Here is a 14170-nt window from a genome sequence, read left to right as displayed (position 1 = left end):
AGAAAAAATGAGTCGTCCCAGCTGCAGCCACTGCTTACGCCCGCAAAGCCACTGTCTTTGTGCGCATATTCAGCCTTGTCACAATCAACATCCAGTGCTGATTATGCAGCACAGCAGCGAGCAACAACATGCTAAGGGCACCGCCCTACTGGCTTATCAGGCGCTAGCCAAGGCCGAATTAATTATTGGTGAAAGCCCAGACGACTTCCAGCAGCTAAAACAGCGAGTGCTTAGCCAACCCGAGGCCTTCGCCCTCATCTACCCGAGTCCGCTTAGCCAAGCCATAGAAAACCAAGTAACCCGCTTGAATAAAGCGCTAAGCGCTAATAAGCCGCTACAATTGATTTTTCTTGACGGCACTTGGCGTAAAGCCAAAAAACTATGGCACCTTAACCCTTGGTTGCAGCACATCACTCAGTTTCATTTTGCAGCGCCACCAGAAGGCCAGTATGTGATAAGAAAAACCTCCATAGATAAAGGCCTATCAACCATTGAAGCCATCGCCTACAGTCTACAAGTGTTAGAAAATCTAGACTCTCAACCCTTACTCAAGGCGCTAGCGGCCTTAAAACAACAACAATTAGCGGCCATTCCTGAAGCTTATCGGCATCGTTACAACAAACAAAAAGCAACATCCGGTTAACATTTTTAAAACATTAACTTGACCTAATTGACGGCGGCAACCATGCTTATAGTAAGCCGGTTGTCGCTTTTAGATGTTTGGCAGCAACACCCCAATGTGGGTGCTACGCCTTTCCACTCTGCTAGCGGTGCCGGCTGCGCCGTTTCTAATTGCTGGTATTTTCCTCATCTCCTTTCCCCTGCAAAACCTCTTTTTAATTAAAGGCTCAGTGCTATGACTTTAACCCAGCGCCTTAGTGAATAGTGAACCAAGGCGCTGAGCTCGCAGCCGCTTACTTAAGGCGTGAACCCATAAAACTCGGGGAAGAGTAAAATCGATATTAATACCAGTATTTGCAGGCTAATAAAGGGAATCACCCCCTTGTAAATGTCCATAGTCTGCACTTGCGGCGGTGCCACCCCTTTTAGATAAAACAAACTAAAACCAAAGGGCGGAGTGAGGAAAGAGGTCTGTAAGTTCATCGCAATTAAAATGGCAAACCAGGCGAGATCAATGCCCAGTATATCGGCTACTGGATATAACATTGGCACCACGATAAATGAGATCTCTACAAAATCGATGAAGAAACCCAATACCAAAATCACCAGCATGGTAAGGATCAAAAATCCCCACTTTTCACCGGGAAGGCTAGTCATGACTTCTTCAATGACCTCTTCACCACCGGTGTAAGAAAACACCATTGAAAACGCCGTGGCACCGATGAAAATAGCAAATACCATGGCGGTCACCTTCACCGTTTCTAGCGCCGCTTCGTAGATAATCGACCAAGAGAATTGACGATAGATGATCGACAATAAGATGGCGCCCACCCCACCAATCGCCGATGACTCGGTTGGCGTGGCAATTCCGTAAAAAATCGAGCCCAACACCGCTACCATTAAGCTTAAGGGAGGGGCAATGGCCTTAAAAGCATTCCAACAAGGCTGTACGCCATGCCCAGCGGCTTCGTTAGCCGGTAATGCAGGTGCCGAGCTAGGTTTAAAAAAGGACACCGCCAAGACATAAATAATAAAGGCACCCACCAGCACGGCTCCAGGAAGGAGAGCCGCTTTAAACAAGTCACCCACCGGCACACCCATCACATCACCCAGAATAATCAAAATGATCGACGGCGGAATAATCTGCCCAAGGGTACCGGAGGCACAAATGACCCCAGTAGCCAAGCGCTTATCATATTTATATTTCAGCATCACCGGCAAGGAGATCACCCCCATGGCAACTACCGATGCGCCCACTACCCCAGTTGACGCGGCCAGCAAGGCCCCCACCAAAATGGTGGACACCGCTAGGCCACCGCGCACTCGGCCAAATAGCTGGCCCATGGCTTCAAGTAATTGTTCTGCGAGGCGGGTCTTTTGCAATACAATGCCCATGAAGATAAATAAGGGTACCGCCATCAAAACCGAGTTTTGCATGATGCTCATGATGCGGTAAGGCATGAAGGCGAACAGCTCGAAACCTTCCGACAAGACCCCAAAAACCAAGGCCACTCCACCAAATACAAAGGCCACAGGAAAGCCAGTGAGCAGCATCACTAAGGCCACAAAAAACATGATAATCCCGATCATGACAACATCCTTTTAATGAGTAGCAGCTAGGCCTTATTTCGTAGCTGAATGAGATTTTTAAGTAACATACCTAAACCACTAACGGCCAGACAAACTGCAGAAATGGGGATCATCGATTTAATAATCCAGCGGTGGCTTAAGCCCCCGGATCGCCGCTGGTTTCTCCCAAATGATAAGATTCCAACGCAAAATCATAACCATACCAAGCCACCAAGGCACAAAATGGCCACAGAAAAAACACCACCCCCAAACTGTCTATCCAAGCCTGAGCACGCGCCGATAACTTGTCATAAATAATGTCTACTCGCACATGCCCTTCGGCTTGAAGGGTAGAGGCGATGCCTAATAAAAACATCGCGGCAAACAAATGCCACTCTAACTCCTGCATACCAATAGAACTGGAACGAAAGAAATAACGCATCACCACGTCATAAAAAATATTCACCAGCATTAACAACATTAATATCGCTGTCAGTACTGCTATTCCCTTAGAAAACCGATCCACCGCTTGTTGCCAACGCAACATGATTAACCTCCCTATAGCTTTGTTTGCCTCAGCAAAAGCAGCGACTAGCTAATAAGCTAGCCGCTGGAGCGACTACAAATCTTCGGTACTGTTTAAATAACCCTGTTCTGAAATCGCGGTATAGGCACGAATTAACTTCATATACTGTTGCTGAGACTGAATTATTCTCGCCGCCATCGGATCCGTTTCAGCCTTCTCCTTCACTAGGTCATCGGTGGCCTTTTTCATTGCCGCCATTACCTCAGCAGGGAAAGTTTTTACCTGAATATTGGGAAATTCTTGCAACATGGTTTGCCAGTTTTTAGCGCTTTCGGCGTAGGAATGAATAAACATATCGTAAGCCGCTTTACGCATTGAGGTAGTCAGGATCGCTTGCAAATCTTTAGGTAGGCTCTCTAACTTTTTCTTGTTAGCGATAAACATCAACTCGGTGGCAGGTTCATGCCAGCCCATGTAGTAATAGGGCGCGATTTTATGAAAGCCCATTCGTAAATCTAAAGAAGGCCCCACCCACTCCAAAGCATCGATGGTATTGCGTTCTAAGGCGGTATATAGCTCACCGGGGGAATATTAACCGGAGTCGCCCCCAATTTAGCCAATACTTCACCCGCAAAACCGGGAATGCGCATCTTTAAGTTGGCTAGGTCATCCACCGAATTAATTTCCTTACGGAACCAACCGCCCATTTGTACCCCGGTATTACCGCCGGGAAAAGGCACCAAGTTATGCTCGGCATACACTTCATCCATTAATTCCTGACCACCGCCATATTGGAACCAAGCGTATTGTTCGGGGCATTCATACCAAAGGGCATGGTAGTGAAATACATGGTGGTGGGCAGTTTGCCTTTATAGTAATAAGACGCACTATGACCAAGGTCGTATTGGCCACTTTTGACTAAATCAAACACGCCAAATGGGGCTTTATGTTTATTGGCCGAATCCACTCGAATTTGTAAACGGCCATCAGACATCTCTTCAGCCATCTTCACCATGTTTTTAACCGCGTCACCAAACACCGGGAAATTTGGCCCCCAGGTTTCGGCTAACTTCAATCGATATACTTTATCCGCGGCCATCGCCGTTGAACTCAACGCGATTAATGCCGAAGCCAGCAGGGTTTTGCTGCAGAGGGACTTAAGCATAATGTTCTCCCTTTAAATGTTGTATTCCATTGTTGCTCAATGTTTATTATTTAAACCAATTGCTTAACGGTCGGAACAATGTTATCGAATTGTTAAGTTTATAACTATTCTCAAAACCACTGTTTTCACTAGATAAAGCCTAATAATAGCTAGACTTTGGTATAAGATTGAGCTGGATCACCATTTAATAAAAACAAAAACAAAACATATGATTAACATGGTATTTATAATAACTCACGACTAAGTAGCAAGCTGACAAGAATCAAGCCTGGCCTAGTTAAGGCTAAATGGGCGCGCTTGACAGTAGATAAACAAGGCCCATGACTCCACTAGCAAGCCATTTCATCCAAGCTCTTACACTTGAGCAAACAAGCAAAGTGGAGCTACACCTCCAATAGTACTGAAAAGCAAATATTGTCAGTAATTTGAAGGTGATAGGCTATTTAAATTGATAAGTTTGATAGGATAGGGGAAGGCGCTGTAAGTTATCAAAGCGGCAAACGTAGATAGCTAGGCTAAAGCCTAGTAGGTTAATTAATTATGCGATAAAGCATGACCAGAGCGAGATGTTTGTTATGGATGACGCATTGGCAGTAAAACCAGTGGAACAAATCCCCCTCAACAAAGCAAGCCAAAACCCAAGCAGCAGGTGCGTTTTGTCAGCGGCAGCTGCCAAGCTCAACAACTAAACTCTCTCGATTGTGATTTTAGCGCCACCCTCGAACAAGCCTTTCACTGCATTGAACACAGCGGCTTCACTGAAAAATAACGGCTAACGCAGCATACTATCTAACTGATCGACGAGTTCAGCCCAATCGGCATCTTGCTGTATGGCATCTTGTAAGAAGGCGGCTTGAGTAGGACTCCAAAACGCCGCTTCATGTAAGCGTTGCTCGCTAGGTATTGGCCCATGCTCTGCGACAAACTGACTAATCGCCTCAATTGACGGGTCTAAACCCAATTGCTCAAACAAATCGCTCAGGGTATGAATTTCAAGTTCCATAATGACGGTCCTTTTATGTACCTAAGCTTAAGCATAGCATGCAACCAAAATTAACTCTGTAAGGCTTGCGCATAGGCAAACACCGCAGGTGTTCCACCAGTGTGCCAAAACAGTATGCGTTGCTGAGGTGAGTAATGACCTTGACGCACTCTAGCAATCAGCCCAGCCATCGCTTTTGCGGTATACACAGGGTCCAGCAATATTGCTTCGCTTGTCGCCAACAAGTGCATAGCCTCTCGCTCCGCCTCTCCTAAAATAGCATAACCCTCACCCAAGTAATCATCGTCTAAACAGACTTGCTCAGCACTAAAGCGAGTCGCTAAAGCAAAGCGCTCGGCAGCTGCATTAGCTAATTCGGCAATGCTCTTAGTGAAGTGTTGGGGCTGATGATTGGCCTTATCGATATGGATCCCCCGCAGCTGGGTATCAAGCTTTAAGGCGGCTTTAGCCAACATTAAACCGGCCTGCGTAGCACCTGAGCTGGAAGCAAAAATAATTTCATCAAAGACCGGCCCTTGCTGCTGCAATTCGGCCAAGGCTGCAGCAAAACCTAAGCAACCCAGCGGATCCGAGCCACCATAGGGAATCACATAGGGGCGTTTCCCTTGCTCACGAAGGCTGGCCACTAAAGCCTCTATACCCTCGCCTTTACGCTGCTCTCCACTCCAAATAATCTTGGCACCAAACAGCTGATCAAGTAATAAATTTCCCTGCGCTAGTGGCGGCGCTTCGCCACCTAACAATAGGTAACAAAGTAAGTTTAGTTTGGCTGCGGCGGCAGCGGTCTGTCGGCAATGATTAGACTGAATTGCCCCTGCGGTAATAATGCAGTCGGCGTGTTGTTGCAGCGCTTCACCCAGCAAAAACTCCAACTTTCGGACTTTGTTTCCGCCCAGGGCTAAGCCACTCAAATCATCGCGTTTGATATAAATTTGTGGGCCAGCCAAACGAGCCGTAAGGTTATCTAGTGGGTGCAGAGGAGTGGGGAAAATGCCCAAAGCTTGTCTTGGAGCTTGCTGCCAAATCATGCGCTCTTCCTTTGAAAGTGAACGGCTATATGGCCAAACAGCTTACTTTTTACCCGCGCCGAGAGGAGTAAAAGTGATTTTTCCGTCTTCATATTGAGTTTCAGTTGGACCATATTCACGGTTGGTAAACAGCTTTTGCCCTACAATATCCAAACGAACATTGGGATGAAGCTCTTTTCTCACCGTTAACTTAGCATTGGTGAAGAAATTGTCTTCATGCTGCTGATTGGCATCTAAGGCAAAGTCTAACTGCACTAACTCTTGGCGTGTATGGTGTAGGGTAGCGGCCAGTTTTTCCGCCAAGCCTTCTTCCCTTTCTTCGGGTTTGGCCGAACTCAGCTTCATTTGCGCATCCAGCACCTTGCCCAGCTTATTATGTAAATTTTTCTTGATGTTATTTAGGCTGCGCCGCTCTTCTTGAATCTCTTCAAACTCACCCGCAATACGTAAATCGGTAGCGGTGCCGGCGGTGGCGCCAAGTACCACAGCGGTAATACTACTGCCAGCGTTAACTGAACCGCCGACAAGGGTTCCTCTTAAACCGCTAGCATCACTCACCAGCAATTTGCCATCACATTCGACTTTACTATGTAATAGTTGGCTAGTTACGGTGACATCTTTACCCGCTTTAAGATGAGAGTATTGAACAAAAGTGGCGTGTAGTGCGCCTGCCGCCGTTACCGTGCAAGAATAGTTGCTAGCGCCTTCGGCTAAACGGTGACCAATCACCCCTTTCCCAATTACCACATCACCACCAGCAGAAATATCAGCCGACTCGGCAAAACCGTTGATATGCACATCCCCTGAGGCGTTCACCTTCATGCCTTCGCCTACGTTACCAGAGATTAATACACTACCGGCAAAATCCACATGACCATTGCTCACATCCACATTTTTCAAAGATAGAACATCATCTACCTTCATGCCGTGTTCGATTTCTAAGGGAAGACCAGTACGATCAGCCAGCAATAGGTTGGCGTCTTTGGCAGACAATTTAGTGCCTTCGCCCACTACGATGTCGATATCTCGTCCCTGTTTATAGGGCAATTCCTCACCACAAACGTTTTTACCCGCCCGCCCCAAGGTATGTGGATGACGGCGCATTAATTCAGTATTCGGTTCAACGGTATCTAAACTACCTAAGTCTCGCATATCAACGCGACCATCATCGGTTTCTTTAGGCTTGAGCAAGCGTTCTGTTGGGGTAGCAACAAAACGTTCAAATCGGCTATCTTGGCCATCTTCTGACTTTCTGCCTAAGGCCACGACTTTTTTGATTTTGGTTCCGGGCTCAGCTTGTTTCGCTAGATTTAACAAATTCAAAGCGCGTTGTTTTTGCAAACCAAAGCACACCCCGGCATCCTGCATGGCGGTGACCAAGTCACTTTGAGTAATTGGGCTTCCACCAAAGGCGGCGGTGATAGTGGCTCGCGCCACCATCTTATCGTCGGAGATGTCGATTTCTATTTCGGCATTACGAATAGACGCTAGCTTTACAAAAGTATCGCCCCATTGAGCATGTAACTCTGGGTTCTCTCGTAACTCTGCGAATTTAGCAACGGCCTCCTCGATGGCAGTGTCGTCGATAAGATAATGACTAAATTCAGAACGAAGAATTAAGGCCGTAATATCGGTGCTACTAACATATTGTTCCTGAGGGGTGATCTCAATCAATGCCGCCAGCTTATCTTGAGATAAACGTAAACAACTTAAATCCAGCATTGACTCCCCTTAGTTACACGCTTCACCTAAATCATACCTAAACATCTAATAGGCCTTGTAAATCGATTATGCCCTGTTACAAGATCTTAACCAAGATTAGTTGGTGCTTTAGTTTTCAACTAATTGAACTGGATCTGCCTTTCGTTATAGACAAGCCCCAAAACACTCTAGCTTAGAGGACGTAGAAGGAAGAATCAGCCCCGCTATAAACATAAAAATCAATAAAATGCGTGATTTTGCCGCTATTTGCGTCTTATTTGCCACCACAAACCACGCAAAGACAAATAAGCAGCGGGCGATATAAAACCCGAAGCGGCAGACTAAAATAGGCAAGACCCATGATGAATAAACTCGCATTCAGCGACACAGCTTAAGCTCTCACTTAAGCTGTGGCTGATAGCAGTTATTTAACATTTAAACGAAGACTTGTGGCTAACGCGCTAAGTTCCTCGGTGGTGATCGGCTCAATGCTCAAACTTAAGCCCGCTATATTTTGCTTTACATCGATCAAGCTAATATCGTTGCGCACGGGGTAGGCGCCACACAACTCACCGTTATCACACAAAAAATAGTCATTATCATTGTCGGTGCCAACATAAAGACGGTATTGACCCTCAGCAACTTCCGCAAAATTAAAGCTAAATTGGCCGTTTTCCATTGCAACTGCCTGAGTGTACTGTACCTCATTACTAAAGGGGTCAACCAACAAGGTATAAACCAGCCCACTGTCTCCCGCTTGCTGGGTTGTCACCATCATCGACACCGATACTAAGAGGCTGCTGCCATCGGAACCGTTTAAGGTAATAACGGTACTGTAAGTACCATCACTTAAACCACTGCGGTCAACCTGAATATGATAAGTCCCCAAACCATTGCCATCGGTGGCACTAGCATCTAACACTAACCAAGCCGCATTCTCTTGCACACTGATAACCGACAGCTGAGTCAAACCCACTGAACTTAGCTCAAAGCTGGCTTCGGCTTGGTTGGCATTTAAACTAATTTGGCCGGTGCTTAAGCTAAGATAACTTCGCTCGGGGTCATCAATACCAATTTGACTCTGCACCGCTTTTTCTGCATTCAACAAGCCGTAACCATATGACCTATCCCAACCGCTACTGCCTAAATCATCACTCAAACGCCCTGCCACCAATAGGCTTTCAAAGTCATCAGTATCTAAATTCGGATTAAGCTGTTTCATCAGCGCAACCACACCTGCGACATGGGGGGAAGCCATGCTGGTGCCATTTAGGTATTGATAATCCGCACTCAAACTACCACCATTTTCGTTGACATAGGTACTATAAACACCGTCCCCATAACCATCACCATCGAGGTCAACACGACTGTCTCCTCCGGGGGCGGCAATATCGATATAACTTCCAAAATTTGAATAGCTGGTTAACTGCTTATCTGCATCGACCGCACTCACCCCAATAACATTAGCAAAGGCCGCTGGGTACGATAATGCGGAGGTACTCTCGTTGCCCGCTGCGGCAACAACAATCACTCCTTGAGCAATCGCCTGTTGTACTGCTTGGTCAAAAACGTAGTCATAACTTTCACCGCCCAAACTCATATTAATCACACTAGCGACTTTATCGGGAAGGCGACCGGAGTCATTACCAAGGCCTGCCGCATATAAAATCGCTTGAGCAATGTCGTAGGTAGTGCCACCTTCGTAGCCAAGCACTCGTAAATTCATAATCTTGGCATTTGGCGCAATACCTGCCACACCCAGTTGATTATTAGTGTATGCCGCAATAGTGCCGGCAACATGAGTACCATGCCATGAAGAGCTACCATTGGGTCCATTTTGGTCACCGGGATCTTCAGGGTCGTAATCAATGCCATCACCATCAAGGGAGATTCTCGTATCAGAAATAAAATCAATGCCATCATCAGTTAACTGCGCAGCCAGATCGGGATGGCTCTGGTAGATACCGGTATCCAATACTGCTACCACCACCTCGTTTTGAATTTGCCCTGCCATCGCTTGCCACGCTGCGCCAAGGTTAATTTGCTTGTAATGCCATTGGCGCTCAACTAAGGGATCATTGGAGAGCGCACTAGCATGGTAAATAAAGTTAGGTGAGACATTTTTAGGCCCAAACCGATGTGCCATCTGCTTAATTTTCATCAAAGTTCGGCGCTTTTGCGCATACTTTGTAGATTGCGGTGCCCCGAGCATCGAAGCTCTGGCATTGGCGCTGGAGCTTAAAACCGAGCCATCATCTCGATACAAGCTCATTGTTGGGCCGCTACTCAAAACGGATAAACCATAAGCATTTACATCAATAGAACGAGCCGCCGCTTGCGAATGATTAATAATCATTTCATCTGCAACAAAATCTTGTTGAGTACTAAAATGGTGGCTAACTAAATGGCTAGCGTCATTTTGCGCAATCAAGCGCAGGGTATAATTTCCTGCAGAGAGGGCTTGGTTAGTTCCAGTATGCGCACTAACCACCAAGTAATAACTACCCGATGTCTCCACCGTTAGAAGCTCTGTCTTATCCACCCCTGCGGAGCTGGCTACCTCAATTTGTGCGTCTACCGTAAAGAGGCTCAAATCAAAATCGGCACGCTCTCCAGCCGCTTCCCAATCGGCAATTTCAAGAAATAGGCGCTGCCCGGCTTCTAAATCGACCCGGTAGATATCAAGCTCATCATTATTAAATTCAAATTGGTCGCCACTGATCCCCGTGGCATGGCTAGTTAAGTAACCACTAACCACTGCTATAGGGGGAAGATATTGAGCCGTAGCGGGGCTATTGTTACTGCTGTAGTAAGCGTTAGGATCATTAATATCGCTATCCACCACCGTATTATCCAATACATAGGCATCACCACTTAGCGAATAAGTCTCAACTTGGTCAACTGTACCGCCTCCACCACCACCGCAGGCCACCAAAACACTCAGTAAAACTAATACTATCCCTGTTTTCATATCTTTCCTTTATTCACTAACAAGCTTGCTTTACTCAATACCATAAGCAAAACCATTTGACTTAATTTTTATCATGAAAGCCATGACTTGCGCACGATTAGTGACAAATTTGTGAAAATTGAGATGAAACACCTTAAGCCCGCGTTACTCACTCGCTATGAGCCACGATGGACTTAATATCGTTTCCTTGGTTGGGCTCCCTTGTTCTCCGCGGATGTCTTGCCAATAACTCGCTGTTGTATCACCTAAAGCCGCCACTTGTTTACTGCTATTCGATACAATATCGGCACTCGCCGCAGCCGCTTGAACCGCCAACTCATCAGCAGTAGCTAAGCCCCAGCCAAATTCAACGGCGCTGGAGGCAACATCAGACACCGTTTAGCTTACTTCAGGTGCAGCGCTTGCCTCTGCGTACCTTAAGAGGATCGAGTTGATAGCTATTTTCCTTGGCTAAATTAGAACTGGCCGACTTGGTCGCTGTCGCCTCTTCTTCTAGCAAAACAGTGATGGTATCGCCCAAGGCAAACGGCGGGGTGTAACTATACAAACAGCGCGATGTTTGGCTGTTAAACACGGAGCCTGTCACAATCACGGGATCCACGGTGGGGCAGAGTTCAATCGGAGCATAAAACGGGTCATCAGGAACCGGAGAACAGTTATTACTACTCACTGTTACCAGCCGTTGTTGGCGGTCTTGGGGTTGCTGCCCATCGTCAGCGACTTTCTCTTAGGCTATCGGCAATGGTTGAGCATGCTGATAACAGTGAAACCATCATCAACGGCGATAATCTGCATGTCATTCGTCTATTCCTACTAACGTGAATGTTTAGTCACATTTCAGCATTTACCCCAACTATAAAACTCAAATTTATTCGATTTAAACATAAAATTGAGTTAACACTGTCATTTATGAAGTAAAAACATTTTAAAACAAGTAGAAACATGCCCTTACGAAAAACGACTCGACAATTACTCACTCAAACGACAAAAAATCCATCATGTCTTCGATTTATTGAGTTACAGCAACCAAGATACAAACAAAACACCGCCTAAGAAATCAATTGCAGTTATTTATTCAAAATATATAAACACAAACCACCAACAATAAAATAAAGAAAAACATCACCAAAACATAAATTATTAATAAGCATATGAATAATCAATAATTAAATAGATTATCCACCTACTTTTTCGTAGAAATCAAAAAATATTCACTTTAAATCGAATAAGCTATAGCTAGAAAGCTAACTAATGCGCAGACTGCTGATGATCTAGTCATCCTCGCGACTGTCAACATTGACAGTTCCCTACGACAACCTAGTGATTGCAGCTACTCTTAATATGAATATATTTAACATCATACAAAAAAATAAAAATGGCATATCTTCGTTGAGTTAAAATCTACACTCAACTATAGGTATGATTTGCAAGCCGACCAATTAATACTAACCTTGTCACTAAGGTCTTATTTATCGCGATGAATCTCACCGTTCAACGCATCAGTGTAAGGCTTCAATGACAGCCGCCTCAATCAATATAAGTTGCTTGGTTTAGTATTAGTTATGCAAAGGAACAATAATGCTGAAACTTAAGAACATTAAAGTAAAACACAAGTTATCACTGCTCATCGGTATCGCCATACTTGGCTTTATTAGCATGCTGCTAATATCCGCCAATACCCTAAAGCACAACCTTCTCAACGAACGCGAAGCCCAACTCAACGCGGTAGTAAATGCAACATTGTCACAGATCAACACACTTAATCAGCAACTGTCCCCTGAACAAGCCAAGCAACGAGCCATCGAGGTCATTAAATCCATCCGCTTCGACAACAACAACTACATCTATGTAATGGACAGCTCTCGGCACATTCTTGTTCACCCCACTCAGCCGGAATTAGAAGGCAAACAAATGGGCAATGCCGGTAGAAATTCCGACCAAGCTTTCTGGTATCAGATGGTTGATGCAGGTAAGCAGCCACAAGGTGGCTTAGTCATCTATCCTTGGCATGATGAGCAGGGCCAACCCGCAGATAAAATAGCCTACTTAAACAATATAAATAGCTGGGACTGGATCGTGGGCTCAGGCATGTTAATCAATGATATTGATAGTGCGGTACAGCAACAAACCACCAAAATGGCCTTAGCTACCTTAGTGATTATTCTCATCATGGCAGCCTTAGGCTTTGTCATTACCCGCGCTATCACCAGCCCGCTAAACTCCATCAAAGATGTGATGCTCGCTATCAGCAAAGGAAACTTAACTGTCACCGTTCCTACGTTTGGTAAAGACGAAATCGGCCTAGTAGGACAACGCATTAACGAGAGTATCGCTTCAATACGCGAAGCATTAAATGAATCAGTAAGCTCTGCTAAAGAGCTAGCAAAAGCCGCCTCACGTATTGCATCCTCTGCTGAGGAAACCAGTCAAGCTATCACCGCCCAGCACGATCAGTTAAATCAACTAGCCACAGCCATGAATCAAATGTCTGCCAGCATTGCCGAAGTTGCCACTTATACCGAGTCAACCGCCAGTAATACCATGAATGCCAATACCGAAGTGGGTAAAGGGAATAAAGATGTTAGCGACAGTGTGACTGGCATTAAAAACTTGTCCAGTGAGTTGAAGCAAGCTTCATTACAGGTAGAAAAGTTAAAAGAAGGTGTCATTGAAATTAGCGATGTCACCAATGTTATTAGTAGCATCTCTGAGCAAACCAATTTACTCGCATTAAACGCGGCCATTGAAGCGGCTCGCGCCGGTGAACAAGGCCGAGGTTTTGCGGTAGTAGCCGATGAAGTACGAAGCCTAGCTGGGCGTACCAACCAGTCCACTGAAGAGATCCAAACCACAATTAACCGCTTACAAAAACTGGCCATCGACACGGCTAATATGATGGAAAAAAGCACCAGCCTTGCTGATAGCAGCGTACAATCGGCTGAGCATTGTGGCCAAGACTTACAAGACATAGTGGCTCATATTCAAAATGTTGCCGATCAATCCACGCAAATTGCGACGGCCACAGAAGAGCAAAGTGCAGTAGCTGAAGACATGAATCGCAATGTCTCTGGTATTAGTGATGCAACCCAAGAAATGCGTGAAGCCTCCTCTTTCCTTGCCCAAGAAAGTGAAACTCTCGCGGTAATGTCACATCAACTAGATGAAAAACTACAGCGCTTTACTTTACAATAAGCCTAAAATGCAAAGGCTCGATGCGCATGCTTCGAGCCTATTATACAGCCTCTATAACATCCCTTCTTTATTCACTCTTCGCGACAAGCGCTTAAGTTGATGTAATAAGCACTTAAGCACAGTCTCTCCATCGCCTTCCAAGTAAAGTGCTAGCTTTTACAACAAGAGGCCAAGTGGGTGATATAGACACAACTGCCAATACAATAACGCCACGCTCGTTGAGCTGAGGAAAATCGGCCATGTTAAAGCGGGCCTTAGTATTGAAAGCCTACGGAGGAACAACTACTTGTGCTTCGCCCTGATAAGCCGCGCTTTATTCTAGAGATATTTAACGGACCGCAGATAATAAAAAAGCCCCGCTCAAAGAGCGGGGCTTAGTATTGGAAACCTGGCG

Annotated in this window: 10 protein-coding genes and 1 pseudogene; 2 read left to right on the top strand and 9 right to left on the bottom strand. The window is 45.7% G+C overall.

What is annotated here, in order from left to right; translation table 11 throughout:
* Window positions 1–7: 7 nt before the first annotated feature.
* Window positions 8–643 (top strand): tRNA-uridine aminocarboxypropyltransferase, encoded by a 636-nt coding sequence (locus tag AR383_RS13980; protein ID WP_055733687.1) that lies wholly within the window; start codon window positions 8–10, stop codon window positions 641–643.
* Window positions 644–918: 275 nt separating this feature from the next.
* On the opposite strand, the gene AR383_RS13975 is transcribed toward AR383_RS13980, so the two are convergent.
* From AR383_RS13975 to AR383_RS13935, 9 genes and pseudogenes are all read right to left on the bottom strand, one after another.
* Complete coding sequence (locus AR383_RS13975) at window positions 919–2211, bottom strand: TRAP transporter large permease (RefSeq protein WP_055733686.1); 1293 nt, start codon at window positions 2209–2211, stop codon at window positions 919–921.
* A gap of 136 nt (window positions 2212–2347) precedes the next feature.
* Window positions 2348–2737: a TRAP transporter small permease subunit gene (locus AR383_RS13970; protein WP_335338340.1), complete on the bottom strand. Its 390-nt coding sequence runs from the start codon at window positions 2735–2737 to the stop codon at window positions 2348–2350.
* A 72-nt stretch (window positions 2738–2809) separates the two neighbouring features.
* Window positions 2810–3881, bottom strand: a pseudogene (locus tag AR383_RS13965) (TRAP transporter substrate-binding protein).
* 772 nt (window positions 3882–4653) lie between these two features.
* Window positions 4654–4884 carry a DUF2789 family protein gene (locus tag AR383_RS13960; protein WP_055733685.1) on the bottom strand — a complete coding sequence of 77 codons (231 nt, stop codon included), beginning with the start codon at window positions 4882–4884 and terminating at the stop codon, window positions 4654–4656.
* Between the two features lie 50 nt (window positions 4885–4934).
* A complete protein-coding gene (locus tag AR383_RS13955; protein WP_055733684.1) occupies window positions 4935–5912 on the bottom strand; it encodes a D-cysteine desulfhydrase family protein in 978 nt (325 codons plus the stop codon).
* Between the two features lie 42 nt (window positions 5913–5954).
* Window positions 5955–7634, bottom strand: a complete 1680-nt coding sequence (locus AR383_RS13950) for a DUF342 domain-containing protein (RefSeq protein ID WP_055733683.1) — start codon at window positions 7632–7634, stop codon at window positions 5955–5957.
* Between the two features lie 403 nt (window positions 7635–8037).
* Window positions 8038–10584: a S8 family serine peptidase gene (locus tag AR383_RS13945; RefSeq protein WP_055733682.1), complete on the bottom strand. Its 2547-nt coding sequence runs from the start codon at window positions 10582–10584 to the stop codon at window positions 8038–8040.
* Window positions 10585–10728: 144 nt separating this feature from the next.
* Window positions 10729–10959 (bottom strand): hypothetical protein, encoded by a 231-nt coding sequence (locus AR383_RS13940; protein WP_055733681.1) that lies wholly within the window; start codon window positions 10957–10959, stop codon window positions 10729–10731.
* A 13-nt stretch (window positions 10960–10972) separates the two neighbouring features.
* Window positions 10973–11254 carry a flagellar basal body L-ring protein FlgH gene (locus AR383_RS13935; protein WP_055733680.1) on the bottom strand — a complete coding sequence of 94 codons (282 nt, stop codon included), beginning with the start codon at window positions 11252–11254 and terminating at the stop codon, window positions 10973–10975.
* Window positions 11255–12162: 908 nt separating this feature from the next.
* Between AR383_RS13935 and AR383_RS13930 the strand changes: the two genes are divergently transcribed.
* Window positions 12163–13776 carry a methyl-accepting chemotaxis protein gene (locus AR383_RS13930; RefSeq protein WP_055733679.1) on the top strand — a complete coding sequence of 538 codons (1614 nt, stop codon included), beginning with the start codon at window positions 12163–12165 and terminating at the stop codon, window positions 13774–13776.
* Window positions 13777–14170: the final 394 nt, after the last annotated feature.

Origin of the sequence: Agarivorans gilvus, assembly GCF_001420915.1 — a bacterium.
Lineage (GTDB): Bacteria > Pseudomonadota > Gammaproteobacteria > Enterobacterales > Celerinatantimonadaceae > Agarivorans > Agarivorans gilvus.
The sequence above is the reverse complement of the archived record's forward strand: the minus strand, read 5'-3'. Positions and strand labels throughout refer to the sequence as shown.

What these genes read in the sequence shown, in the direction of transcription:
- AR383_RS13980 (WP_055733687.1), top strand. Translation starts at nt 8, where the DNA reads ATGAGTCGTCCCAGCTGCAGCCACTGCTTACGCCCGCAAAGCCACTGT.
- AR383_RS13975 (WP_055733686.1), bottom strand. Translation starts at nt 2,211, where the DNA reads ATGATCGGGATTATCATGTTTTTTGTGGCCTTAGTGATGCTGCTCACT.
- AR383_RS13970 (WP_335338340.1), bottom strand. Translation starts at nt 2,737, where the DNA reads ATGTTGCGTTGGCAACAAGCGGTGGATCGGTTTTCTAAGGGAATAGCA.
- AR383_RS13960 (WP_055733685.1), bottom strand. Translation starts at nt 4,884, where the DNA reads ATGGAACTTGAAATTCATACCCTGAGCGATTTGTTTGAGCAATTGGGT.
- AR383_RS13955 (WP_055733684.1), bottom strand. Translation starts at nt 5,912, where the DNA reads ATGATTTGGCAGCAAGCTCCAAGACAAGCTTTGGGCATTTTCCCCACT.
- AR383_RS13950 (WP_055733683.1), bottom strand. Translation starts at nt 7,634, where the DNA reads ATGCTGGATTTAAGTTGTTTACGTTTATCTCAAGATAAGCTGGCGGCA.
- AR383_RS13945 (WP_055733682.1), bottom strand. Translation starts at nt 10,584, where the DNA reads ATGAAAACAGGGATAGTATTAGTTTTACTGAGTGTTTTGGTGGCCTGC.
- AR383_RS13930 (WP_055733679.1), top strand. Translation starts at nt 12,163, where the DNA reads ATGCTGAAACTTAAGAACATTAAAGTAAAACACAAGTTATCACTGCTC.